General features: G+C 49.4%; 1 protein-coding gene. It reads right to left on the bottom strand.

Going from position 1 to position 453, the window contains the following annotated elements; all coding sequences use genetic code 11:
- On the bottom strand, positions 1-442 hold a 442-nt coding region (locus tag AC1DJW_RS26590; RefSeq protein ID WP_476902972.1), incomplete at its 3' end, for a tyrosine-type recombinase/integrase.
- Between the last annotated feature and the right edge of the window lie 11 nt (positions 443-453).

Below are 453 nucleotides of genomic sequence, written 5' to 3' on the forward strand. Positions count from 1 at the left end.
GGTTACCCTTCACCTTGCTCAATGCTACGGGGAGTGTACTTTCCTGAATGTGAGGAATCATCCGGTGCTGCATCTTTCTTGCTGGCAGCACCCACTGGCTATTGCAGGACATTTGATGCAGTTCCTTCAGCCATTCAAGAGCTACTGCCGGGATAGGTATATCAATCGCATCGCCATTCTTTACCCGCTCTGCGGGCAAGCGCCAAACTGCTTCATTAAAATCGAACTCTTCCCAACGAGCACCGCAAAGCTCCATCTTGCGGCAGCAGAACACCAGCAGAAGTTTCATTGTCAGTTCGTTCTGACGTGAGAAACCTTTTGTCATCGGCATTGCCTGTAAGAATCGCGCAAGCTCTTCTCGGCTTAGCCAGCGTTCCCTGCTTTTTTCCTGCCCACCTGCATCATCAATTTCAAAAGCACTAGTAGGATTCGTTTCTAGCATATGCCGTCTTA

The organism is Arthrobacter sp. 05L417, from assembly GCF_056397865.1.